The sequence below is a fragment of the Streptomyces hokutonensis genome (assembly GCF_000376565.1).
GTDB classification, from domain to species: Bacteria; Actinomycetota; Actinomycetes; order Streptomycetales; family Streptomycetaceae; genus Streptomyces; species Streptomyces hokutonensis.
This window is the reverse complement of the sequence record NZ_BARG01000111.1, coordinates 1-23,412: the sequence shown is the minus strand read 5'-3', so window position 1 is coordinate 23,412 and position 23,412 is coordinate 1. Positions and strand designations below refer to the sequence as shown.

At 70.2% G+C, this 23,412-nt stretch carries 22 protein-coding genes and 1 pseudogene; 12 read left to right on the top strand and 11 right to left on the bottom strand.

The window, feature by feature from the left end; genetic code table 11:
* Positions 1-637: 637 nt before the first annotated feature.
* On the top strand, positions 638-1,633 hold the full coding sequence (hemB, locus tag SSP08S_RS50960; RefSeq protein WP_019075375.1) for a porphobilinogen synthase: 996 nt from the start codon (positions 638-640) through the stop codon (positions 1,631-1,633).
* A gap of 34 nt (positions 1,634-1,667) precedes the next feature.
* A complete protein-coding gene (locus tag SSP08S_RS50955; RefSeq protein WP_019075374.1) occupies positions 1,668-2,033 on the top strand; it encodes a DUF805 domain-containing protein in 366 nt (121 codons plus the stop codon).
* Positions 2,034-2,048: 15 nt separating this feature from the next.
* On the opposite strand, the gene SSP08S_RS62770 is transcribed toward SSP08S_RS50955, so the two are convergent.
* Positions 2,049-2,198, bottom strand: a complete 150-nt coding sequence (locus SSP08S_RS62770; protein WP_019075373.1) for a hypothetical protein — start codon at positions 2,196-2,198, stop codon at positions 2,049-2,051.
* 292 nt (positions 2,199-2,490) lie between these two features.
* Between SSP08S_RS62770 and SSP08S_RS50945 the strand changes: the two genes are divergently transcribed.
* The 4 genes from SSP08S_RS50945 to SSP08S_RS50930 all read left to right on the top strand — a co-directional run bounded on the left by SSP08S_RS50945 (position 2,491) and on the right by SSP08S_RS50930 (position 7,561).
* Positions 2,491-3,393, top strand: a complete 903-nt coding sequence (locus tag SSP08S_RS50945; protein WP_019075372.1) for an SAM-dependent methyltransferase — start codon at positions 2,491-2,493, stop codon at positions 3,391-3,393.
* 81 nt (positions 3,394-3,474) lie between these two features.
* Entirely contained in the window at positions 3,475-4,692 is a 1,218-nt protein-coding gene (locus SSP08S_RS50940) for an aminotransferase-like domain-containing protein (RefSeq protein ID WP_019075371.1), read from the top strand.
* Between the two features lie 107 nt (positions 4,693-4,799).
* The gene (locus tag SSP08S_RS57725) at positions 4,800-6,701 is read left to right on the top strand and encodes an FHA domain-containing protein (RefSeq protein ID WP_051106158.1); all 1,902 of its coding nucleotides are present in this window, start codon (positions 4,800-4,802) and stop codon (positions 6,699-6,701) included.
* 35 nt (positions 6,702-6,736) lie between these two features.
* Positions 6,737-7,561, top strand: coding sequence for an arylamine N-acetyltransferase family protein (locus SSP08S_RS50930; RefSeq protein ID WP_019075370.1), 825 nt, complete (start codon positions 6,737-6,739; stop codon positions 7,559-7,561).
* Between the two features lie 7 nt (positions 7,562-7,568).
* Here SSP08S_RS50930 and SSP08S_RS50925 read toward each other — a convergent pair whose 3' ends face one another.
* The 3 genes from SSP08S_RS50925 to SSP08S_RS50915 form a co-directional block, all read right to left on the bottom strand.
* On the bottom strand, positions 7,569-8,318 hold the full coding sequence (locus SSP08S_RS50925; RefSeq protein WP_019075369.1) for an SDR family oxidoreductase: 750 nt from the start codon (positions 8,316-8,318) through the stop codon (positions 7,569-7,571).
* Between the two features lie 97 nt (positions 8,319-8,415).
* A complete protein-coding gene (locus tag SSP08S_RS50920; RefSeq protein ID WP_019075368.1) occupies positions 8,416-9,183 on the bottom strand; it encodes a DUF4253 domain-containing protein in 768 nt (255 codons plus the stop codon).
* Positions 9,184-9,224: 41 nt separating this feature from the next.
* Positions 9,225-9,833: an NADPH-dependent FMN reductase gene (locus SSP08S_RS50915; RefSeq protein WP_019075367.1), complete on the bottom strand. Its 609-nt coding sequence runs from the start codon at positions 9,831-9,833 to the stop codon at positions 9,225-9,227.
* Between the two features lie 113 nt (positions 9,834-9,946).
* Between SSP08S_RS50915 and SSP08S_RS50910 the strand changes: the two genes are divergently transcribed.
* Complete coding sequence (locus SSP08S_RS50910; RefSeq protein ID WP_019075366.1) at positions 9,947-10,774, top strand: helix-turn-helix domain-containing protein; 828 nt, start codon at positions 9,947-9,949, stop codon at positions 10,772-10,774.
* Here SSP08S_RS50910 and SSP08S_RS50905 read toward each other — a convergent pair.
* Complete coding sequence (locus SSP08S_RS50905; protein WP_019075365.1) at positions 10,771-10,959, bottom strand: DUF397 domain-containing protein; 189 nt, start codon at positions 10,957-10,959, stop codon at positions 10,771-10,773. The two genes, SSP08S_RS50910 and SSP08S_RS50905, sit on opposite strands and share 4 nt — an antisense overlap.
* Entirely contained in the window at positions 10,956-11,768 is an 813-nt protein-coding gene (locus tag SSP08S_RS50900; RefSeq protein ID WP_019075364.1) for a helix-turn-helix domain-containing protein, read from the bottom strand. The genes SSP08S_RS50905 and SSP08S_RS50900 overlap by 4 nt, the downstream gene beginning before the upstream one ends.
* 122 nt (positions 11,769-11,890) lie before the next feature.
* On the opposite strand from SSP08S_RS50900, the gene SSP08S_RS50895 reads away from it, so the two are divergent.
* From SSP08S_RS50895 to SSP08S_RS50885, 3 genes are all read left to right on the top strand, one after another.
* Positions 11,891-12,343 carry an ATP-binding protein gene (locus tag SSP08S_RS50895; RefSeq protein WP_019075363.1) on the top strand — a complete coding sequence of 151 codons (453 nt, stop codon included), beginning with the start codon at positions 11,891-11,893 and terminating at the stop codon, positions 12,341-12,343.
* A 44-nt stretch (positions 12,344-12,387) separates the two neighbouring features.
* Entirely contained in the window at positions 12,388-12,756 is a 369-nt protein-coding gene (locus tag SSP08S_RS50890; RefSeq protein ID WP_019075362.1) for a Hint domain-containing protein, read from the top strand.
* Between the two features lie 408 nt (positions 12,757-13,164).
* Positions 13,165-13,869 (top strand): hypothetical protein, encoded by a 705-nt coding sequence (locus tag SSP08S_RS50885; protein WP_019075361.1) that lies wholly within the window; start codon positions 13,165-13,167, stop codon positions 13,867-13,869.
* Here the strand turns inward: SSP08S_RS50885 and SSP08S_RS50880 are convergent.
* Genes SSP08S_RS50880 through SSP08S_RS50870 form a run of 3 tightly spaced genes read right to left on the bottom strand, consistent with a single transcriptional unit; the run spans position 13,862 to position 17,789 of the window.
* Positions 13,862-15,808, bottom strand: coding sequence for a glycosyltransferase family 2 protein (locus tag SSP08S_RS50880; RefSeq protein WP_019075360.1), 1,947 nt, complete (start codon positions 15,806-15,808; stop codon positions 13,862-13,864). The genes SSP08S_RS50885 and SSP08S_RS50880 overlap by 8 nt on opposite strands.
* 17 nt (positions 15,809-15,825) lie before the next feature.
* Positions 15,826-17,025 (bottom strand): helix-turn-helix domain-containing protein, encoded by a 1,200-nt coding sequence (locus SSP08S_RS64700; protein ID WP_369407126.1) that lies wholly within the window; start codon positions 17,023-17,025, stop codon positions 15,826-15,828.
* Positions 17,022-17,789, bottom strand: a complete 768-nt coding sequence (locus tag SSP08S_RS50870) for a peptidoglycan-binding protein (RefSeq protein ID WP_019075358.1) — start codon at positions 17,787-17,789, stop codon at positions 17,022-17,024. The genes SSP08S_RS64700 and SSP08S_RS50870 overlap by 4 nt, the downstream gene beginning before the upstream one ends.
* Before the next feature lie 294 nt (positions 17,790-18,083).
* Between SSP08S_RS50870 and SSP08S_RS50865 the strand changes: the two genes are divergently transcribed.
* Positions 18,084-18,521: a peptidoglycan-binding domain-containing protein gene (locus SSP08S_RS50865; RefSeq protein ID WP_019075357.1), complete on the top strand. Its 438-nt coding sequence runs from the start codon at positions 18,084-18,086 to the stop codon at positions 18,519-18,521.
* A gap of 89 nt (positions 18,522-18,610) precedes the next feature.
* On the opposite strand, the gene argS is transcribed toward SSP08S_RS50865, so the two are convergent.
* Positions 18,611-20,374 (bottom strand): arginine--tRNA ligase, encoded by a 1,764-nt coding sequence (gene argS, locus SSP08S_RS50860; RefSeq protein ID WP_019075356.1) that lies wholly within the window; start codon positions 20,372-20,374, stop codon positions 18,611-18,613.
* A 494-nt stretch (positions 20,375-20,868) separates the two neighbouring features.
* On the opposite strand from argS, the gene lysS reads away from it, so the two are divergent.
* Positions 20,869-22,611 (top strand): lysine--tRNA ligase, encoded by a 1,743-nt coding sequence (gene lysS, locus SSP08S_RS50855; RefSeq protein WP_019075355.1) that lies wholly within the window; start codon positions 20,869-20,871, stop codon positions 22,609-22,611.
* A gap of 68 nt (positions 22,612-22,679) precedes the next feature.
* On the opposite strand, the pseudogene SSP08S_RS50850 reads toward lysS, so the two are convergent.
* Positions 22,680-23,412, bottom strand: a pseudogene (locus tag SSP08S_RS50850) (DUF2637 domain-containing protein); the annotation flags it as partial.

The window sequence follows — 23,412 nt, the reverse complement described above, 5'->3', positions numbered from 1 at the left end:
GGGCCTGCGTTGGGAAGGCGCCGGGCGGGCTGGATGGTTTCGGCCTGCGTTGGGAAGGCGCCGGGCGGGCTGACTCCTTGCGGGCCTGAGTCGAAAGGCACCGGGCGGGCTGATTTTTGGGGCCTGTGTTGGGAAGGCGCCGGACGGGCTGACTCTTTGCGGGCCTGTGTTGAGAAGGCACCGGACGGGCTGATTTTTGCGGGCCTGCGTTGAGAAGGCGCCGGGCAGGCTGATTTTTGCTCGCCTGAGTTGAAAGGCGCCAGACAGGTTGACTCCTTGCGGGCCCGTGTTGAGAAGGCGCCGGACAGGCAGACTTTTTGCGCGCCTGCGTCGAGAAGGCACCGGACCGGCTGGTTTTTGCGGGCCCGCGTCGAGAAGGCGCCGGACAGGCTGAGGACGGGCGGCCTGGGTAGCCGCGGCTCAGAGCGCGCCCGGCATTCTGATCTCTCCGGCGTCTGAAAACGCCGGTCGCACCATCCCAGCCTGTCCGGCGTTTGAGGACGAGGCCCCTTCAGGGCCGAAGCGGGGTGTGGGGGCGCAGCCCCCGCGGACATCCGCCCCCACTCACCTCAAGCCGAAATGTGGACCGACTCACCGTCGGCAAATGCCCTCCCGCTCCGGGCGTAGCGTAGACGGCATGACGACGTACGGATCCTTCCCCGGCTCGCGCCCCCGGCGGCTGCGGACCACCCCCGTCATGCGGCGGATGGTGGCCGAGAACCGGTTGCACCCGGCCGACTTCATCCTTCCGGCGTTCGTGCGGGAGGGGGTCAGTGAGCCGGTGCCGATCGCGGCCATGCCCGGGGTCGTGCAGCACACGCGGGACAGTCTGAAGAAGGCGGCTGCCGAGGCAGTTGCCGCCGGGATCTCCGGGATCATGCTGTTCGGGGTGCCGGAGGAGAGCAAGAAGGACGCGTTCGGGACGCCGGGGACGGATCCGGACGGGATTCTTCAGGTCGCGTTGCGGGATGTGCGGGCCGAGGTCGGGGATGAGCTGTTGGTGATGTCCGATCTGTGTCTCGACGAGACCACCGATCATGGGCATTGCGGCGTGCTGGACGAGCAGGGGCGCGTCGACAATGACGCCACCCTTGAGCGGTACGCCGAGATGGCTCAGGTGCAGGCCGACGCGGGCGCTCATGTCGTCGGGCCGAGCGGGATGATGGACGGGCAGATCGGCGTCGTACGGGACGCGCTCGACCAGATCGGGCGGGAGGATGTCGCGATCCTCGCGTACACCGCCAAGTACTCGTCCGCGTTCTACGGGCCGTTCCGTGAGGCCGTCGGGTCCTCGCTCAAGGGGGACCGCAAGACGTATCAGCAGGACCCGGCCAACGCCCGGGAATCCCTGCGGGAGTTGGCGCTCGACCTCGAAGAGGGCGCCGACATGGTGATGGTCAAGCCGGCCGGGCCCTACCTCGACATCCTGGCCAAGGTCGCCGAGGTCTCGGACGTGCCGGTCGCCGCCTATCAGATCTCCGGCGAGTACTCGATGGTCGAGGCCGCCGCCGAGAAGGGCTGGCTGGACCGGGACCGGGCGATCTTCGAGACGCTGACCGGGATCAAGCGGGCCGGGGCGCGGAACATCCTGACCTACTGGGCGGTCGAGGCAGCCCTTAAACTGCGCGACTGAGAGGCGGGATCCGGCGGCCGGGCAGGGGGCAGCTGTGCACTGGTTCGTGGAGGCGATGCGGAAGTACGCCGACTTCGGCGGGCGCGCGCGGCGCCTGGAGTACTGGACGTTCGTGGCGGTCGTCGACGTCGGCTATGTCCTGCTGGTCGGGTTCGGCGCCTCGGGGTGGTCGCCGGCGCTCGTCGCCGCCGCGTTCGTGTTCAGCGTGATGCTTCTGCTGCCCGGCCTCTCCGTGACCGTCCGGCGGCTGCACGACACGGACCACTCGGGCTGGTGGTTCCTCATCGGGCTCGTCCCGTTCGTCGGCACCGTCGTCATGCTGATCTTCACGCTGACGGAGAGCGAGCCGGGCGAGAACCGGTTCGGCCCTTGTCCGAAGCGGATTCCGGCGCACGCCTGACCCCGACACCGGCTCTCAACGCGAGGACTGTGTGGGGGCCGTGCCCGACGGGCCCTCGTCGCGTACGCCCATGCCGTCCTTGCAGCCCGTGAGCAGCAGCGCGGCGAGCACGGCCGCCGTCGCGGAGACGGCGAGGAGACGGACGCGGAACGTGCGGACGGGCATGGGTCCCCCTGTCGGAGCGATGCGGTGAGGGTTGCAGCTTGGGCGGTCGGGCCCCGCGTGCGCTACGGCTGCTGCGGGATTCGGGACGCCCGGACCGTCCCGACCTCGCTGACCTGCGGGGATGTCGTCCCTTCCGGGCGCGGTACGGGACGCCGGGAGGATACCGGGACCCTTCCTCCCACTTGGGCACCATCAAGTCCCGCCGGGAGTTAGGTTGTTGACCACTGCACTTGAGCACCGCACTTGAGCACCGCACCGGTTGGCCCATGACCCACTCTCCTGGGAGACACGCATGCCCGGCGACGCCCTCAGTCAAGATCCCGCCGAGCTGAGAAGGAGGATCGACACCACGAAGGCGCACCCGGCCCGTGTCTACGACGTCTTCCTCGGCGGCAAGGACAACTACCCGGTCGACCGCCAGGCGGCCGCCGCCGCGCTCGCCGCCAACCCGCGCGGCTATCTCGACGTCCGGCACAACCGCGACTTCATGCGCCGCGCGGTGACCCGGCTGTCGCAGGAGCACGGGGTCCGCCAGTTCCTCGACATCGGCACCGGGCTGCCCACCGCGGAGAACGTGCACCAGATCGCCCAGGGCATCGCCCCCGAGTCGCGGATCGTGTACGTCGACAACGACCCGGTGGTCCTGGCGCACGCCCGCGCGCTGCTCACCAGCACGGACGAGGGCCGTACCGACTACATCGACGCGGACCTGCGCCGCCCGGCCGACATCCTCGAACAGGCCTCCAAGACCCTCGACTTCAACGAGCCGATCGCGCTGCTGCTGGTGGCGATCCTGCACTTCGTCGAGGACGAGGAGGCGTATCCGCTGGTGCGCGAGCTGGTGGACGTGCTGCCGTCCGGCAGTCATGTCGTGCTCAGCCATCTCACCGACGAGATGCATCCGATCCCGACCCGTGCGGTCCAACGGACGTACACGGAGCGGGGGTTCACCTTCGTGTTCCGTACGAAGGACGAGGTCGAGCGGTTCTTCACCGAGACCCCGGGGCTGACCCTGGACGAGCCCGGTGTGATCCCCGCCCACCAGTGGCACCCCGGCCCGGCGCCCGCGCCGCCGGTGGTGGACCAGGCGTACTTCGACAGTCTCGACGACATCGAGAAGATCACCTACCGGGACATCAACGATGTGACGGACGACGACATCAACGTGTACGGGGCGACCGGCACGAAGGCCTGATCGGACCAGGCCAAAAACCCGAGGCGTCCGGATCGCGGAAACCTGTTTGTAGACGGCAGGTATCTTCCTACGCTGCCGGACATGGCCATCACCGAGTCAGTCCCCGTCCCCCTCGCCCCGCTCCCGCCGCTCGCCGCCCGGGCCCGTGCGATCGGCGGTTCGCCGGTGCGGGACATCCTCGCCGTCACCGCCCGCCCCGAGGTGATCAACTTCGCGGGCGGGCTCCCGGCCCCCGAACTCTTCGACGCCACCGGTATCGCGGCGGCCTATCAGGCGGTGTTCGCCGAGGCGCCCGCGCGGGCGTTGCAGTACGCGACGACCGAGGGCGAGCCGGTGCTGCGGGCCGCGCTCGCCGACCGCACTTCGGCGCGCGGGCTGCCCACCGGGCCCGACGATCTGCTCGTGACGACCGGTTCGCAGCAGGCGCTGTCGCTGCTGGCGACCGCGCTGCTGGAGCCGGGGGACGTCGTCCTGGTCGAAAGTCCCTGTTATCTGGCGGCACTTCAGGTCTTCGCGTTCGCCGGGGCGCGGGTCGTCGGCGTGCCCAGCGACTCCGACGGGCTGGACCCGGAGGCACTGGACGAGCTCGTCGCGCGGGAGCGGCCCAAGCTGCTCTACACCGTGCCGTCCTTCCAGAACCCCACCGGCCGCACCCTGCCCGCCGACCGCCGGGCCGCGGTCGCCGCCGTCGCCGCCCGGCGCGGGCTGTGGATCGTGGAGGACGATCCCTACGGCGAACTCCGCTTCGAGGGCGGGCGGTTGCCGTGGATCGCGGCCCACGAGGGCGCGGCGGGCCGTACGGTGCTGCTCGGATCGTTCTCCAAAGTGATGGCGCCGGGGTTGCGGCTGGGCTGGCTGCGGGCGCCGACTGCCCTGCTGCGGGCCTGTGTTGTCGCCAAGCAGGCCGCCGATCTGCACACGCCGACCGTCAACCAGCTCGCCGCCGCTCGGTACTTGGCGGACAACGACCTCGACGCGCATGTGGCGCGGGTGGCCGCCGTGTACCGGGAGCGGCGGGACGCCATGCTCGGTGGTCTTGCCGACTCACTCCCCGAGGGGTCGAGTTGGGAGCGGCCCGAGGGCGGCATGTTCCTGTGGGCGCGGCTTCCGGAGTCGTACGACACGACGGAGCTGCTGGCGCGGGTGGTGCGGCAGGACGTGGCCTATGTGCCGGGCGCGCCCTTCTACGCCGGGGAGCCCGAGCGGTCGACGATGCGGCTGTGCTTCGTGACGCAGACGCCGGAGGAGATCCGGGAGGGGCTCAGGAGGCTGGGGGAGGGATTGGGGGCCGGGGCCTGAATCCCCTTGGTAACGGGTCGAGTTGGCCTCTGGAATACTTGATCAAGCAAGAATAGAGTCGATGTGTCACAGCGCTGCTGATGTCATCACCCCTGGAAGGAAGTGCCATGGCACCGGTGCTCGTCGGACGCGAAGGCCTGCTCGCGGGAGAGCGCATCCCGATCGTCGACACCCGCGTCACCTTCGGACGCAACGCGGGGAACACGGTCGTCATCGCCAGTCCCAGCGTCTCCCGCTTCCACGCGGAGATCGTCTTCGACCAGGACAAGGGATACGTCCTGAGCGACCTCGGCAGCAGCAACGGCACCCAGGTCAACGGCGAGGAGATCGAGTCCCGGCTGCTCCAGGCAGGGGACGAGATCACCATCGGCGACCAGGAGTTCCGCTTCGAGGTCGCCGACGCCATGCAGACCCTGATGGCGCTCAACCTGCCCCGGTCGGTGACCCACCCGGAGGAGAGCGACGGCTCGGAGCTGCGGGTCACCGTCGTCGGCGGCGGCCCGGTCGGCCTCTCCATGGCACTGCTCCTGGAGCACTTCCTCGGCGCCCAGGTCAAGATCACCGTCTTCGAGGGCCGGTGGCGCAAGAAGGGCCGCACCATCGTCTGGAAGGACGCGGACGAGGGCAACGTACGGCGCCAGCAGGTGGTGACCGTGCAGAGCCGGCAGTACCTCGCCTGGCCGCAGTACGTGCAGGACCGGCTCTTCGACCCCGAGAACTACACCGAGATGTGGCCGTCGGGCCCGGACTCGATCGGCGACCACCATCCGCGCAACATGCGGATCGCCTACATCGAGGACAAGCTGCTGGAGCTGGCGAACGAGAAGCGGGACCGCATACGGCTGATCCCCGCCAAGTTCGACGCGGCGGAACAGCGGGACGAACTCGCCTCGCAGCACGTACTGGCGATCTGCGACGGCGGCCGGTCGCGCACGCGGGAGCACTTCGCGGGCCGGTTCGGCAAGGCCGATGAGTCGATCTACTCGCTCGACGGTGTCCACCTGCGGGACGTCGTCCTCGGTCTGCGCGTCAAGTCGGAGCTGCCGGACCCGATGGCGATCCTGCTGACGGTCGCTCAGAACCGGTTCCTGCTCAACTCCTTGCGCGGCGAGGGCTTCCTCAACATGCGGCTCACCGACGCCGAGTTGACCGAGGTCATCGGCATCGACCCGGTCCGCCGCGTCTTCGAGGAGTGCATCGCCTCCCGCCCCTGCCTGATGAACCGCGACGAGCACGGCGACTTCCAGTGCGCGACCCACGGCACGCTGTTCCTGCCCGCCCTCATCAAGGGCTCGCCCCTGTGGAAGCGGGTGCACGAGGGGCTGCGGCTGTTCAACGTTCAGGACGGGGACTTGAGCGCGGTCACCAGCTTCCGCCTCGACATGGTCCAACGCCCGCGCTTCTCCGCCGAGTTGCTGCCCCCGACCGTCAACACCCCCGGCACCTACGGCTTCCTCCTCGGCGACGCGGCCAACTCCATCCACTTCTGGCCCGGCCGTGGCCTGAACAGCGGTCTGGCGTCCGCGATTTCACTGGCCCGCTCCCTCAACAGCGCCTGGAACGGCCGGCCTTTCCGGGACGCCGACTTCCTGCGGCACGAGGCCGCCATGTCGATGCTCCAGTACCGGCACAAGAGCCGCGCCTGGAAGGCCATGGTCACCACCGACGACCAGGGCGTCACCTGGGCCATCAAGGACATCATCGACCACGGCATCGACGGCATCACCGAGGAACCCGACCGCGAGGCGGACACGGCCACGCTGCTGGCGCGCATGGCGGCGATCCGGGACAGGCTGGCGCCTCGCCTGCCCGGCATGCCGGACGACGAGGCGATCCTCGAACGCCTCGGCACCCTGGAGGACCGCACCCTGCGCATGCTGGTCCTCAGCGGCGCGTGGGACACCCTGACCATGGGCGGCGAGGAGGTCGACATCGACATCTTCTACGGCCCCGACTCCTCGGCGGCGGCCGCGGCGGTGGAGGCGCTGGAGCCGGCCACGCAGCAGTGAGCGGTGGGATCGACGGTGTTGCCTAGGCTGGGCGCATGTCCGACAGCGATGGCTTCGACCTCGACGCATACCTCGCCCACCTCGGGTGGGCGGGGGAGCGGCGGCCCGACACCGCGACGCTGAAGGGGGTGCACCTCGCGCACATGCGGGGCATCCCCTTCGAGAACCTCGACGCGCTCCGCCGTACCGCTCCCTCCCTCGAACTGCCCGATCTGATGGTCAAGTTGGTGCGCGGCCGGCGCGGTGGCTACTGCTACGAACAGAACACGCTGCTCGCCACCGCGCTCCGGGCGCTCGGCTTCGGGGTGACCCTGCTGACGGCCCGGGTCGTCGTGGGCACGGACCGGATCGAGAGCCGCCCGCGCACCCATATGACGCTCCGGGTCGACGTGCCGGGCGACCCGCAGCCCTATCTGGCCGATGTCGGGTTCGGGGCGATCGGCGCGCTGCTGGAACCGGTGCCGCTGGTGCTCGGCGGGGAGTTCGAGGACGCGGGGCGCCGGCACCGGTTCGTGCGGGTGCCGCACCGGGGCCCGCTGGAGATGTGGATGCTGGAGGCGCACATCAGCGGCTCCTGGCAGCCGCAGTACGCCTTCACCCTGGAGCCCTTCGAGCACGTCGACCTCGAGGTCATCAACTGGCACATCGCCACGAACCCGCGGTCTCCCTTCACCCAGCGTCTGTTCGTACAGCGGGTGACTGCCGAGCGCCATCTCCTGCTCCACGGAAGCCTGTTGACCGAGACGCGGGCCGACGGAGAAGTGCGCAAGCGGGAGTTGACGGACGAGGACGACGTACGGCGGCTGCTGGACGAGGAGTTCGACATCGAGGCGCCGGAAGGCATGAAGCTGCTGACCTGAACGGCGCTCACTGGGGCAGCAGTTGCTGCCCGCCGTCGATGTCGTAGGTCGTGCCCGTCAGGGCCTCGTTGCGCATGATGTGTACGGCCAGGGCGGCGACGTCCGCCGCGTCGACGACCCGGCGGATGGGGAGCGAGGCGCGGAGCTGCTCCCGGCGGGCTTCGAGCCGGTCGCCCAGGAGCGCGGCCGAGAGCGGGGTGTCGACGAAGCCGGGGGCGATGACGTTGACGCGCACCGGGGCGAGTTCGAGGGCCAGGTTCGCGGTGAGGGCGGGGAGGGCGGCGGTCATCGCGGCGATGACGGACATGCCGACGCCGGGACGGCGGCCGCCCGTACCGCCGATGAACAGCAGCGTGCCCCCGGCCCGGACCCTTTCCCGGCCGTACTTGGCGATCCCGAGCACCATGGCCAGGCGCTCGCCGAAGTACCGGCCGGTCTCCGCCAGGTCCAGGTCGGCCAGGGGCCCGTACAAGGGGCCGCCGACGGTCGACAGGACGTGGTCGACCGGGGCGGGCAGGTCACCGAAGAACTCCCGGAGCTGGTCCGCGTCGAAGGCGTCGAGGATCGCGGTGCTCAGCGGCCCGACCTCCGCAGCGGCGCGCTCCAGCCGCTGTGGATCCCGCGCGGCCATGACGACCTGGCCACCGGCGGCGCGGACCTGACGTGCGGTTTCGAGCCCGATCCCCGAGCTCGCACCGATCACGACGACGGTCTGACCGGCCAGTTCCTGCGGCCGGGCCGGCTCACTTCCGCTCATCACAGCCTCCGGTGGGCGACACAGGGGACGGGCCTCCCGAACGTAACCCGGGCCGCCGGGCCCCACCACCGGAGTGCGGCGACGGCTCAGGCCCGGGTCAGTCCCACCAGAAGGACCAGGTGGGCTGGCCGATCAGCTTCTGGGCGTACGTCTCCAGGTCGCCGATGTCGTCCGGGCAGAAGGCGAAGTGCTCGGCGGCCACTTCCTCGGCCTCGTCGAGGTCGGCGGGCGGGGCCGCCACGGACACGGTCAGCCGGTCGAAGCCGAGGGCCACGACCCGTATGCCGAAGCGGTCCTCCCAGGAACGGAGGACCGCGCAGAGGCGAGCCGTGTCATTCTCCTGGTTGACAGGGCCCATCCAGCCGATCGCCGCCGGGATGTCCGCGCTGCGGCGGGCCGGCACGAGGGCGAGGTGCGGTGCCTTGAACCCCGGCCCGCCACCCGCCAGGGAGTCGGCGACCTCGGCCGCCCGCTCGTCGGGATCGGCGACCAGGGTGAGCGGTTCGGCGAGGCCGGGCCACTCGTCGCCCTCGTCCGTGTACTCCTCCCAGAAATCCTCCAGCACCTCGTCGGCGTCGTGGTCCCCGGGATACGACATCTCGTCGGGGCGCAACTCCCACTTCTCCGGCCCGCCGTGGTTGCCGTCCACGTCCATGAGCAGCGGGAGGAGCCCGGCGGTGCGCGCGGACCGCAGCGCGTCGTAGTCACCGGGCCCCGCCGGTCCGTCCGCGCACCACAACAGCGGTTCGTCCGACGGGCCTTCGGCGGTCACGTCGATCAGTCTCCCGGGAGGGAGTTCAAGCCCGAGCGAGCTGCCGCTCGGGTCGGCCGCCAGCTTCGGCAGCGGGTTGGGAAGAGTCGCCATGTCAGAGACTTTAGAGGCGACCACTGACAGCCGGAGTCCGGTCAGGCCGGGTACGGGCTCGCCTCGCGTGCCGCGCTCAAGGCGGCGGCCCACCAGGCGAGTTGGTCCAGCAGGGTCTTGGCGTAACCGGGCGCCTGCGGGTCCAGCGGCTGCCCTTCCTCCCACGCGGTGAAGTAGTTCGGGAAGGCCAGGCCGTCGCGGATGGTCACCGCGTGCAGCTCGGTGAGGACGTTCTCCAGGTGGAGCACGGCGTGACGGCCGCCGGCCGCGCCGCCGTAGCTGACGAAGGCGACGGGCTTGGCCGTCCACTGGGTGAAGTGCCAGTCGATGGCGGCCTTGAGCGCGGCGGGGTAACTGTGGTTGTACTCCGGCGTGACCAGGACGAATGCATCAGCCCCTTCCAAGCTGGACGTCAGGGACGCCATTCCCTCGGGGCGCGGGTAGGAGTCGCCCGCGTACTTCGGTGACTCCGCGGGCAACGACAACGGGATCTCCACGTCGGCCAGATCGACGACCTCGACGTCGAACCCGCCGTGCGCACGCGCCTGTTCGGCGACCCAGGAGGCGACGACCGGCCCGAACCGCCCTTCCCGCACGCTTCCGACGACGATGACCAGGTTGTGGTTCTTCTGCTTCTCGTTCTCGCTCATGCGATCTACGGTCCACCGCGTCCGGCGCGGCAACCAGACCGGGCGCAGGCTGGCCCCCGCAGGGCCACGCTGAGCCATGAAAGCGGACAGGTGCCGCCACTAAACTCTGAGTCATGGGCACGCCACTGGGGGACTTCGTCCGAGCCAAGCGCGACAGCATCCAGCCCGAGTCGTTCGGGATCCCCGAGCGGGGACGCCGACGCTCACCGGGCCTACGACGTTCTGACCTGGCCGCCCGCGCCGGGATCAGCGTCGAGTACCTCACCCGTATCGAGCAGGGCCGGGACCGCAATCCGTCCCCCGCCGTGGTCAACGCCATCGCCGACGCCCTCAGCCTGGACGCGGCGGAACGCGAGCACCTGCGCTACCTCGCCAAGATCACCGGCGGAGCCTGCCCCACGCACCGGCGGCCCGCGCCGCCCAGCCGCGCGGTCCGCCCGACCGTGCTGGCGACCCTCCAACTCCTTGAGCCCGCGCCCGCGTTCATCACCAACCGCCTCGGCGACGTGCTCGCGCACACCACGGGGTTCGAGCTGGTGATGCGCGGCAGCGGGCTGCTGGACACGCGGGAACCGAACCTGACGCGCTATGTGTTCACCGATCCACGCGCCCGGACGTTCTTCCCCGACTGGGACCAGGTGGCCGACGAGCAGGCCTTCGACCTGTGGCTCGGCCCGTCCCTGGAGACCTCCGAGTGGTTCACGGCCGAACTCGCCCCGCTGGCAGGCCAGGAGTTCACCCGGCGCCTCAACCGCCACCTGCCTCCACCACAGGTCCCGCTCCGCACCGGGCGCGAACTGCGTTGGCAGCGCGAGCGGTTGGAGCTGCCCCGCACGGACGCGCAGGAGTTGGTCGTCCTCCTGCCCGCCGACGAGGCGACGGCCCAGGCGGTGGAACGCCTTCGCCGCAGGCCTGGCGGCACGCTTCGCGCGATCGGCTAACGGGCGGCCGAGTGAGTCGTGAACGCGGTCCAGGCGGAGGGGGAGACGGTGAGGGTGGGACCGCTGTCTTCGGGGTTCTTGGAGTCACGGATGTGGACGGCGTGGGGGCAGGTGGCGACTTCGAGGCAGGCGCCGCCTTCGCTGCCGCTGTAGCTCGACTTGAACCACTCAAGTGCGGTGCTCATGGATCTCCTAGCAGACGGTCGAGCAGGTCCCTTGACTCCTGAGGGGACAAGGCCTGTGACCGCAGCATCGCATATTTGCGTGCCATGACGGACACTTCGTCCGGGTCGGAAACCCACTGGCTACCGCGCTGACCTTCGGCGTAGGCGAGGTGCTGGTGGTCCGGTGTCTCAAGGAGGATGAACGGGCCGTCCAGTCCTGCGTGTGCCGACGTGTTCATCGGCAGGAACTGGAGTGAGAGGCCTGGGAGTTCGGCGCATTCGCGCAGGAAACGGAGTTGCTCGCGACGGGCCTTCGGCGTCCCGATGCCGAGATGCAGAACCGGCTCCCAGATGACGAAGCTCATCGTCGGCGGACACCTGCGCTGCAAGATCTCCTGCCGCTCGATGCGGCCAGCCAGCTTCGCCGCGATCTCGTCCTCGTCGTACGCCGGAATACGTTCCGCCAGAACCGCGCGGGCGTACTCGGTGGTCTGGAGCAGACCAGGGATGACCGCGTTGTCGTACCAGGACAAGGCGATGGCCTCCCGCTCGTGCAGCATGTACTCCTCGGCGTAGAGCGGGAATTGGTCGATCTCTGGCAGGTTGTCGACCCCCGCCGCCAACGTCCCCTTCGTGTCGAGGATCAGATCCAGCGTTTTGGCCAGCGAGAGCATGAGCCGTCGCCTGCCCTGCTCAATCGATGCGATGGTCTCCTCGTCGACCATGGCGCGTTCCGCGAGTTGACGTTGCGTCAGTCCGGCGGCCATGCGGGCCGCTTTGACCTGTGAGCCCAGTAGCCGCATCGTCGAGCGGTTCTTCTTCGAGTTCATGCTGTGGTGCTCCCCACATCCACCCGTTACGGACCCCGCGCGCACCCGTACTCCGCCCGTACAAAAACGAATCCAGGCCTCACGCCCTGTCAACAGTAGTGACGCTCAGCAACTCTTGTCCCGTGAACCCGAGTGAGAAGTTCTTCCGGCGCGAACGCCGGTCCGTTCCCGCCGCCAGGCGCTTCGCGCACGCGTTCCTCGCCGAGTGCGGACTCGCGGAGTCCGAGCGCGGCGGCGATGTGCTGCTGTGCGTCAGCGAGTTGGCGACCAACGCGCTGGTGCACGGGGTGCCGCCGGGACGCCAGTTCCGGGTGTACCTGCGCTACGACGGTCACGCGGTGCGGGTCGAGGTGCACGACAGCGGGGGCGGCGTACCGCACGTGGACGAGGCGGACGACGGCGACGAGGGCGGGCGCGGGCTGCTGCTCGTCGCCGCCCTCGCCGACAAGTGGGGCGTGGGGGAAAGGGACTTGGGCAAGGTGGTGTGGGCGGAGTTCGGGTGCGAGGACGGCGCCCGCCCCGCCGGTCAGCCGAACGCCGGCTTGCCCGTCCAGCTGCCGATCACCGTCGTATAGGCGCCCACCGTTGTCTTGCCGCCGGCGTAGAGGAACAGGCGGCGGTGAAGACGGCCGAGAAGACGGTCGCCAAGACCGCGGCCAAGGCCGTCGAGAAGAAGGCCGCGGCGAAGGCGACGGAGAAGTCCGCGGCGGAGTCGGCCGGAAAGGACGCGGGCAAGGCGTCCGACGCGGTCGAGGACGCGGTCGAGGCCGGCGGCAAGTGCAACAGCTTCACGCCGAACACGCGCGTGCTGCTGGCCAACGGCAAGACCAGGGCCATCAAGGACCTCCGCCCCGGCGACAGGGTGAGGTCGACGGACCCGGTCCTCGGCACGACGGCGTCCCGCACGGTGACAGCCACCATCGAGGGCCACGGCACCAAGCACCTGGTCCGCCTTACCCGCTGGTGGACGTCGCCGCGGCCGGTATGAGGAGGAGCCCGAGGGCTGAGGATCGTGCGGTCAAGGTCCGTGTGGACTGGACTCTGCTGTCCGACCGTTCGGAACCGGAGAAGAATCTTGATGCAGCTGGCCCGTGTGGAGGAGTATCTGACGGATGAACAGCGAGAAACGGCCAGGGCATGGGTTCAGTGAGCCCGAGCGGCTCTTCAAAGTGTGGGAGTACTCCCGTACTCATCGCACCCTGCTCCTGCGCAGCGACTCCGACCTCGCCCTCAAGCCCCGCCCCCGCATCGAGCTGAGCGCGGGCAACGTCCAGGTCAACTTCCTCAGATCGCTGATGACCCGAGGACTCTGTCCACCTGGACCACGTGTTCCTGCTCGATTCCCCGAGTGGAGAAGGGCTGCGATGTCGGGGCAGGTCTCCTAGGATCCCGGGCCATGGAGTCTCGGGCGCACCCCTACGCGGACATCGTCGAGCGGGGCGGGCTGAGGGTCGCCGTCCTCGACCTCGCCCGCGAGAACGGGATCGACCTCGGAGCCACCGTCGCCGCCGATGCCACCGCAGGCGAACCTTGGAACGCGGCCCAATTCCCGTCCCCGCGAGGCGCGATGCGGATCCTCCTCGGCCACGGCGTGCGTCGCTTCTCCTTCACCCTCGACAGCAACCACGCCCACGTCTGGGCGAGCGGCAGCACGGGCGATCTGGCCGAGGGCGTCGCGATGATGGCGTACTGGCGGGAGGGTGCGAAGCTCGCCGAACTCGCCGAGCGCTTCCCCTTCATGGAGTTCCGCAGGCTGAGCCAGGCGTACGAGGACGGCAACCCCGTCGAGACCCAGTGGGACATCCTCACCGGCGACGACACGTTCCTCGCGTACCGGCCCCTGCTGCTGGCCCTGCGCGCGGACCCCGAACTGCGCCTGACCTTCCCCTACTTCTCCATGTGGATCCTGCGGCTGGCCACGGACTGCCACGCCGCCCATCCGGATCTCCTCTTCCTCAAGCCGCATCCCGAGGGCGGGCAGGAGGGCTACCTGCTGTGGTCCTCGGAAGCACCGGAAGACATCAGGGAGTTCCGGCGCCTCGACGATCTGGTCCCCGCCGCGAGGACGCTGCTGGGCGAGCTGCCGGGCAGTCCTAGCTAGCGTTCTTGCGGTCCAACAGCCGCCGCACCCGCCGTACTTGACGGTTGTCCGCCACCGCGTCGAGGAAGCGGCGGCCGCCGGTCGACTCGTATGCCGGGCCCTCCACGCGGAGCACCGTGCCGTTGCGGACGACGGCGTAGGCGAGGGGCTTGGTGGTCTTGGGGAGGTTGACCGGGTGGCGGCCGGAGGGGAGCTTCAGGCGGGTGGGGAGGCGGAGTTGGGCGATCTCCGTGGCGGGGGTCGGGAGCAGTTCCGCCTCTGCTCCCAGCGTGCCCACGGTGACCTTCAGGCGGGCCGGTGCGCTGTCCTGTGCCGCCGCGAGGTACGGGAGCGGGAGTGAACTGCCCTCGCCCCGGAGGGCGTTGGCCGCCGCCGGCGTCGCCGTGTCCTGGCCCAGCTTGCGTTGGCGCTGGTCCACGTCGAGGGCGAGTTGGCCGCTGCCGGTCCAGTAGGGGAGGGACAGTCTGCCGCCGGTCAGGGCCGGGCCCGTCGCCGGGGTGCCCGGCGTCGCGTCGCCCGTGACGCGCACCATCCGGTCCACGCCCAGGAGTTGGACGTAGGCCCAGACGTCGTGCACCCCGCGCTCCAGCGGGCGGCCGCCCGCCAGGCGCTCCGGGTCGAGGCGCAGTTGTCCGGAGGCGACCACCTGGGAGCGGCCCTCGCCGAGCGGTCGTAGGCGAAGAGCCAGGTCGCCCTCCGGGTACCACCAGTCCTCGCGGTCGCGGTCCTTGACGATCAACTCCGCGTACGCCAGGCGGAAGGGGTCCGGGACCTCCCAGCCGTCCGCCGTGCCCGGAACGTCGTCCAGGAGGTCCGGGTCCAGGCAGTGCTTGCCGTCCCGCTCGACCAGGGTCAGGGGTTCGCCGTCGCCGCGCAGGAGTTCCAGCGTGATGTCGGCCACCAACTGGCCGTTCTCCCAGCGCGGTTCGCCCACCGTGGTGCGGGGCTTGATCTCGCGGACGCGCTCGGCGAGTGTCACCGCGCCGTCGAAGTCACCCGCCTCCAGCAACTCGGCGCGCAGGCGGGAGACCGCGGGCAGGCCCTCGCGGACCGCCGGCGGGAACTCCTCCGTCGCCACTTCGCGTGCCGCCTCGAAGCGCTGCCGCTGCTCCGCCGGGTCCTCGCGCAGGATCTCGGGCTCGCGGGTCCGGGAGAGGACCTCCACGTGGTAGAGGCGGTGGAGGAGGCGGTTCTGGAGGGCGTCGACGTCGTCGGAGGCGGGGGTGCCGTCCTTGATCTGGCCGACGATCGTGCGGGTGTTGGCCCAGAAGCCGTGCCGGGGGTCGAAACGGTGCTGGGTGTTGTTGCCGCCGTCGTCGCGCTTCATCCAGTAGTAGACGGGATAGTCGGCGAGGATCGCGATCCGCTCCGCCTTGAGGTACGCGGCGCTCACGAACGCCAGGTCCTCCAGGATCCACGGGCCCTCGGGGAAGCGCAGCCCGTGCTCCTCGACGAACGCCCGCCGGAACATCTTGTGCGGCGACATGCTCTGCATCAGCTCGTCGTTCTCGATCGTGCAGGCGTCCACCGTGTGCCGGAACAGCCGCCTCGGCCGCACCATCGTGCTGGACATCTTGCCGAGGACGACGTCCGCGTCATTGCGCTTCGCGTGCTCGTACAGCCGCTCCAGCGCCTCGGGCCCCAGCTTGTCGTCGTGGTCGACGAACTGGATGTACTCGCCCTTCGCGTGCCGCATGCCGAGGTTGCGCGGGGCGCCCGGCCAGCCCGAGTTCGGCTGCGTGTGCACCTGGACGTTGGGGTGCCCGGAGGCGATCTTCTCCAGGCGGCTCAGGGTGTCGTCGGTCGAGCCGTCGTCGACGTAGACGATCTCGTACTCGTCGGCGGGCAGGCTCTGCCCCAGCAGCGAGGGGGCGCACTCGTCGACGTACTTCCCGGTGTTGTAGACGGGAACGATCACACTGACCTTGACTCTGGGCATCCCCGGACACTACACAGCTACGTCACACGGCCGTCAAAGCACTCCCTTTTCCCCGTACCGGTGGCCCCCGCGGGCAGGAAGCAGGCCCGGACCGCTGTTCCCGGCGCGGTCACCGCCATCATCGTGTAGACGTACGTGTCCGCCTCCACCGCGTTGCCCACCTCGGCCGCGTGCCCGGAGCCCGCCCGGCCGGGCACGACGAACTCGATCCGGTCCCCGATCCGGCCGCCCCACATCCGCGCCCAGGTCGTCCCGCAGATCTTGCTGTGCCGCAGCTCCACCCACGCCCCGGTGGCCGTCTCGCGCTGGGTGATGGTGTCGGGCCGCGGTGCACAGAGCATCGCCAGCGGGCTACGGCCCTCGCAGCCCGCGCCGTGACAGCCCGGCCCGGACGCCACCGCCGCCGTACTGCTCGCGGCGGCCGGCGCCAACGGAGTGGACTTGGAAGGCCCCGGCAGCAGCACCAGCGCGAGCACCACGGCACTCACGGCCACCGCACAGACAGAGGCGAGCACGGCGAGCGCGGCGATGCCGCGCTGCTCGGGGTCGGGGGGAGGAGCGGCGGCGGTCGGCGGAGTGTCCGCGGCCCCGCGTTTTCCCGCCGGGGGTGTGGGGGCGGAGGTGGGTGCGGCTCTGCCCGCGCGCGTTCCTATCGGGGGTGTGGGGGTGGCGGTGGACTCGGCCTTGCCTCCGCGCTTTCCCGCCGGGGGCGTGGGTGCGGCGGTGGGCGCGGCTCTGCCTGCGCGGTTTCCCATGGGGGGAGTGGGGGCGGCGGTGGGCTCGGCCCTGCCCGCGCGCTTTCCCATTCGAGGAGCGGAGGCGGCCGCGGATGCGGCCCTGCCCTCGCGCTTCGCCATCGGGGGAGTGGAGGCGGCCGTGGGTGCGGCTCTGCCTCCGCGCTTGCCCGTCGGCGGTCGGGAGGTGGACGTGGGTGCGGTGGCGGCCGGAGGAGTGGTCGTGGGCGGGGGTGCCGGTGGCGCCGACGCTCCGCGGCCGCTCGCCTCCGACTCCGTGATCTCCCACAGCGCCAGGCAGCGGCCCATCGGCTCCCCGGCCAGCCGGCACAGTTCCTCGACCGCCTCGCGCGGCGGCAGGGTCCTGCCGTTGAGATATCGCTCCCACGACGACTTGCTGTACGTCGTCTTCGCCGCGAGGCCCGCCATGCTCAGCCCGGTCGCGGCCCGCAACTCCCGCAGCGCGGCGGCCAGTTGACTCATCCGCGCAGCGCCTTCCAGGTGTGCGGCCCGACCACGCCGTCCACGGCGAGCCCGGCCTGTTTCTGGAACGCCTTCACCGCGTGCTCCGTCAGCGGACCGAACATCCCGTCGATACCGCCCGGCGAGATCCCCGCCCGCCGCAGCAGACACTGCGCCTCGGCCACCGCGGGACCATTGCTGCCCACGGCCAGATTCTCCTGCTGGGTACGGCTGTTGCCCGCGTACCAGTGCCCGTCGACCCGCTCCATCCGGCAGGCGTACGGCGACGGCGAGGCCGGCGCGGGCGCGGCGAGCGGCGCCGTCGACGACCGTGCCGTAACGCCGGCGCCGTCGTCCATCAGCCGCACGGTCACCAGCACCGCCGACGCGACCGCCAGCACCAGCGTCACCGAACCCGCCACCAGCGCGATACGCAGCACCCGCCGCTCGGGCGAGAGCGGAGGCCGCTCCGACAGCACGATCTCCGGCTCGGGGTCCGCCGCCGACTCCGGTACGGCCGCCGTCCATGCCTCGGCGGCCACCTCGCGCAGCGCCAGCAGCCGGGTCGGGTCCTCACCGCAGACCCGGGCCAGCGCGGCCACGGCCGGTACGGGCGGCAGGGCGCGGGCGCCGAAATACCGCTCCCAGGACTTCGGGCTGTACTCCGTGCGCGCCGCCAACTGCCGCACGTTCAGGCCGCTGTGGTCCTTGAGTCGACGAAGCCGCACCACCAACTGCCGGACCCGCGGGTCCAGTTCCGCAGGCAGCGCCTTCCAACGCGACATGTGCCCCCCACTTCGCGTTCGGGGACCGGGGTCAGCGGTCCCTGCCGCGTCGCATTCTGCATCACGGACCACTCCTCGCACGGCTATGCGGTTCCGGTGCGCGAAGGGAATCGGCCAAGGTCCACAACGGGGCGCCGGGCGTCCCGTCCCACCGTCCCCGCTGTCGTCGTCCCCGCAGGTCAGAGGCGGTGCCGTCCCATGTGGACGTCACTTGGGCCCAGGTCGTGGCGAGCTGCCCGGCGCGGCCCGCAATCTCGTTCCAGCACGACGACCGACTACCCGAAAGAGGAACCCATGCGACCGAATGTCGTGGCCAGGACCCTCGTCAGCCTCACCGCTGTCGCCGGTATCGCGGTCGGGGGTGTCGCGTTCGCCTCCCCCAGCTTCGCCGCGCCGGCCGCCTCCGTACAGGCCTCGTCCGTCTCGATCCAGGCGGTTCAGAACTTCGGCCTCACCACGGCCGAGGCGAAGAACGTGCAGAACTGGCTGAAGACGTACTGGGGTTACACCGACACGATCGACGGGCAGCTCGGCCCGAACAGCTGGAAGGCCTTCCAGCGCTGCCTGGCGACCTACTGGGGCTACACCGGCGCGATCGACGGCGACCCGGGCGTCAACACCATCAAGGCGCTCCAGCGGCTGCTGGCCAACAGCTGGGGCTACACCGGCGCGATCGACGGCGACGCGGGCTCGGGCACCAGGGCCGCGTTCAAGCGGTTCGCCGACGGCTGAGGTCACCGGCGTTGACGACCGCGGCCCGTCCTCTCGGAGGAGAGGACGGGCCGCGGCGCGTGAGCACGAATGAGTACGAACGAGTACGGCTAGAGCTTCTCGGGCGTCCTGATGCCCAGCAGCGCCATGCCCCGGTGCAGGGTGCGGGCCGTGAGGTCCACCAGCAGCAGACGGTTCTCCTTCTGCTCCCGCGTATCGGCCTGGAGAACCGGGCACTGGTCGTAGAACGTCGTGAGCCGGGACGCCAGTTGGTACAGGTACGCCGTCAGCTTGTGCGGGGCGTACTCCTTCGCCGAGTCCGCGACCACCTCGCTGAACTGGTCCAGGTGCAGGCCCAACGCCCGCTCCGCCGGGGCCAGTTCGAGCTCCGGGTGAGCCAGCGGCCGCGCCTCGCCCGCCTTGCGCAGGATCGACTGGATACGGGCGTACGCGTACTGCAGGTACACCGAGGTGTCACCGCTCAGCGACACCATCTGGTCCAGGTCGAACTTGTAGTCCCGCACGGCGGACGTCGACAGGTCGGCGTACTTCACCGCGCCGATCCCGACGTACCGCCCGTTCTCGACGATCTCCTGCTCGGACAGGCCCACCTTCTCGGCCTTCTCCCGCACGACCGCGGTCGCCCGCTGCACCGCCTCGTCGAGGAGGTCCTCCAGCTTCACCGACACGCCCTCACGCGTCTTGAACGGCTTGCCGTCCTTGCCGAGGATCGTGCCGAACGCCAGCTGGAACGCCGTGACGTCGTCGTTCAGCCAGCCGGCCCGCCGCGCGGTCTCGAAGACCATCTTGAAGTGCAGGGACTGGCGGACGTCGACCACGTACAGGAGCGAGTTCGCCTTCAGGTTGAAGACCCTGTCCCTGATCGCGGACAGGTCCGTCGCCGCGTAGCCGTAGCCGCCGTCGGACTTGCGGACGATCAGCGGGGTGCGGTTGCCGTCCGGGCCCTTGATGTCGTCGAAGAACACGCACAGCGCGCCGTCCGAGATCTCCGCGACCCCGGACTCCTCCAGCAGCCGGCAGGTCTCGTCCAGCATGTCGTTGTAGCCCGACTCGCCGACGATGTCCGGGTCCCGGATCTCCATGTCCAGCTTCTCGAAGACGGAGAAGAAGTAGATCTTCGACTCGTCCACGAACTTCTGCCACGCGGCCAGCGTCTTCGGCTCGCCCGCCTGGAGATCCACCACCCGGCGCCGGGCCCGCGTCTTGAACTCCTCGTCGGAGTCGAAGAGTTTGCGCGCCGCCTTGTAGAGCCGGTCGAGGTTCGACATCGCCTCCTCGCCGCTGATCTCCCCGTCGCCGTGGTCCAACTCGCCCGGGTGCTCGTCCAGATACTGGATCAGCATGCCGAACTGCGTTCCCCAGTCGCCGATGTGGTGCCGCCGGACCACCGACTCGCCGGTGAACTCCAGGAGTTGGACGAGGGCGTCGCCGATCACCGCGGAGCGGAGGTGGCCTACGTGCATCTCCTTCGCCACGTTCGGCTGCGCGTAGTCGATGACGGTGGTGCCGGGGTGCTCCGCGAGGGGCACGCCGAGGCGGGCCTCGTCCGCGTAGCGCGCGGCCAGGTTCTCGGTGATCGCCCTGTCGGTGATCGTGATGTTCAGGAAGCCGGGGCCGGAGACCTCGACGTCCTGGATCACCTCGCCGGTCGTGATCCGCGCGACGACCTGCGTCGCCAGCTCCCGGGGGTTGGCCTTGGCCTTCTTGGCGAGGGCGAGGATGCCGTTCGCCTGGAAGTCCGCCCGGTCGCTACGTCGCAGCAACGGGTCCGCGTCCGCCTCCGGCAGGGTGGCCGTGAGGGCGTTCGCGAGGCGCTGGTGGACTAGGTCGGTGAGCGACGTGACCGGAGCCATGGGGTGGGAGCCGTTCTCCTCGTGGGTTTGTGCAGACACGGTCAGTATCCCACGGGGGGTAAAGCGAGTTTTTCGGGTGCGGGCCGGTGTGGCTGGTCGCGCAGTTCCCCGCGCCCCTAGGAGGCGGCTGCGCCGCCGTCCGGGGCTCGGCCCTCGTCGGCTGCGGGCCCGGTGGGGGCTGGTCGCGCAGTTCCCCGCGCCCCTTGAAGGCGGCTGCGCCGCCGTCCAAGGGTCAGCCCCTGTCGGTTGGGCCTCATTCATCTCCCAGGGCCGTGGGCGCCGAGGCCTGGATGGCGGCGCAGCCGCCTCTCAGGGGCGCGGGGAACTGCGCGGCCGGCCCCCACCGGGCCCGCACCCGAAAAACCCGCCACCCCCAGCGCACGCTTCAGAGTCACGGCCTTGGAAAAGCCGTTTTCGTGGATGTCGGGTCGCCTGGGACAATGGGAGGGTCAGTCGTGCGACCGTATCGGCTGCCCCGTGCCAGAAAGAAGGACGTGCCGATCGTGGCTCAGAGCACCGAGACCACCGACTGGGTCTCCCGTTTCGCGGATGAGGTCATCGAGGAGTCGGAGCGTCGGGCCCCGGGCAAACCGGTCGTCGTCGCGTCCGGGCTGTCCCCGTCGGGGCCCATCCACCTCGGCAATCTGCGTGAGGTGATGACTCCGCACCTGGTCGCCGACGAGATTCGTCGGCGCGGGCACGAGGTCCGGCACCTCATCTCCTGGGACGACTACGACCGCTACCGCAAGGTGCCGAACGGGGTGGAGGGGACCGACGGCAGTTGGGCCGAGCACATCGGGAAGCCGCTGACCTCCGTGCCGGCCCCGGCCGGGTCGGCGTACCCCAACTGGGCCGAGCACTTCAAGGCCGCCATGGTCGCCTCGCTCGCCGAGCTCGGCGTGGAGTTCGACGGGATCAGCCAGACCGCGCAGTACACCTCAGGCGTGTACCGCGAGCAGATCCTGCACGCCATGAAGCACCGCGGTGACATCGACGCCATCCTGGAGCAGTACCGCACCAAGAAGGCCCCGGCCAAGAAGCAGCAGCAGAAGGCCGTCGACGCCGCCGAGCTGGAGGCCGAGGAGGGGTCGGGGGCCGCCGAGGAGGACGACGGCAGCTCCGGGTCCGCCGGGTACTTCCCGTACAAGCCCTTCTGCGGCGCCTGCGGCAAGGACCTCACCACCGTCACGGCGTACGACGACGACACCACCGAGCTGACGTACGTCTGCACCGAGGACGGCTTCACCGAGACCGTCCTGCTGAGCGAGTTCAACCGCGGCAAGCTGGTGTGGAAGGTCGACTGGCCGATGCGCTGGGCCTACGAGGGCGTCATCTTCGAGCCGAGCGGTGTCGACCACTCGTCTCCGGGGTCCTCCTTCCAGGTCGGCGGGCAGATCGTCGGGATCTTCGGCGGCGAGCGGCCCATCGGCCCGATGTACGCCTTCGTCGGCATCAGCGGCATGGCCAAGATGTCCAGCAGCAAGGGCGGGGTCCCCACCCCGGCCGACGCGCTCCAGATCATGGAACCGCAGCTCCTGCGCTGGCTCTACGCCCGCCGCCGCCCCAACCAGTCCTTCAAGATCGCCTTCGACCAGGAGATCCAGCGCCTCTACGACGAGTGGGACAAGCTCGACGGCAAGGTCGCGGACGGCTCCGCGCTGCCCGCCGACGTCGCCGCGCACTCCCGTGCCGTACGCACCGCCGCCGGTGAACTCCCGTACACGCCCCGTCCGTTGCCGTACCGGACCCTCGCGTCCGTCGCCGACATCACCGCCGGGGCCGAGGACCAGACGCTGCGCATCCTCGGCGAACTCGACCCCGCCAACCCCCTGTCCACCCTCGACGAGGTCCGCCCCCGGCTCGACAAGGCCGAGGCCTGGATCAACACGCACGTCCCCGCCGACCAGCGGACCATCGTGCGCGACGAACCCGACATCGACCTCCTCAAGTCCCTCGACGAGCCCGCCCGGCAGTCCCTGCGCCTGCTCACCGAAGGACTCGCCGACCACTGGTCCCTGGACGGCCTGAGCCACCTCGTCTACGGCGTCCCGAAGGTCCAGGCCGGCTTCTCCGCCGACGCGACCGCCAAGGAACTCCCGCCGGAGATCAAGACCGCCCAGCGGACCTTCTTCGCCCTCCTCTACCACCTGCTCGTCAGCCGCGACACGGGCCCGCGTCTGCCCACGCTGCTGCTCGCGGTGGGACAGGAGCGGGTGCGGAGCCTGCTCGGCGAGTAGGCCGATCCGATACGACGATGGGGGCGCCCGGTGAACACCGGGCGCCCCCATCGTCGTAGAAGAAGCGCTTATGCGATGTGGTCTTCCTGGAGCTCCGCCGTGTGGCGGTTCGTGAAGCGGTTGACCATGCGGTCGGCCTCGCGCTGCGGGAGCGTGATGCCGTACGTGGCCTCCACGTCGCCCCGGAACTGGCCCGAGGTCGGATAGCTGCCGTCTATCGACTTCTTGAAGACCAAGTAGTAGTCCTCCTCGGTCAGTTCCGTGCCACCGCCCTCACCCAGTTCACGGGTACGGCCGGGACCGGCCGGGATCGGGAAGGTGCCGGTGTCCTCGGGCGAGGGCTCGGGTTCCGGCTGCTGCTCCTCGTACCGCTGCTGCTGGTGCGGGAACTGCTGCTGCTCGAACCGCCGTTGCTGGGCGAACTGCTGCTGTTCCTCCTCGTACTGCTGGAACTGCTCCGCCTGCGGCTCTTCCTCGTACCACCCGGAGTACACAGGCTCCGGTTCGTACGTCGGGTCGTAGCCGCCCTGGTACGCCACCGACTGGGGGTCGCGCGCCTGGAGCCACTGACTCTGCAGCTCGGCGTACTCCTGCTCCTGCTGCTGCCGTTGTTCGTCCGCCGTGGGGGCGGGCAGCTGCTCGCGGACCGGCGCCGGGTTGTTCTGCACGGCGGCCGGTGCCTGCTGCGGCTCGCGCGCCGGCTCCAACTGCGGGGCGGGCGGCAGCAGTACGGGCTCGATGCCCGCCGCCGCCAGACCCGAGGGGGCCGTCTCCGCGAGCGGGACGCCGTAGCGCGCCAGA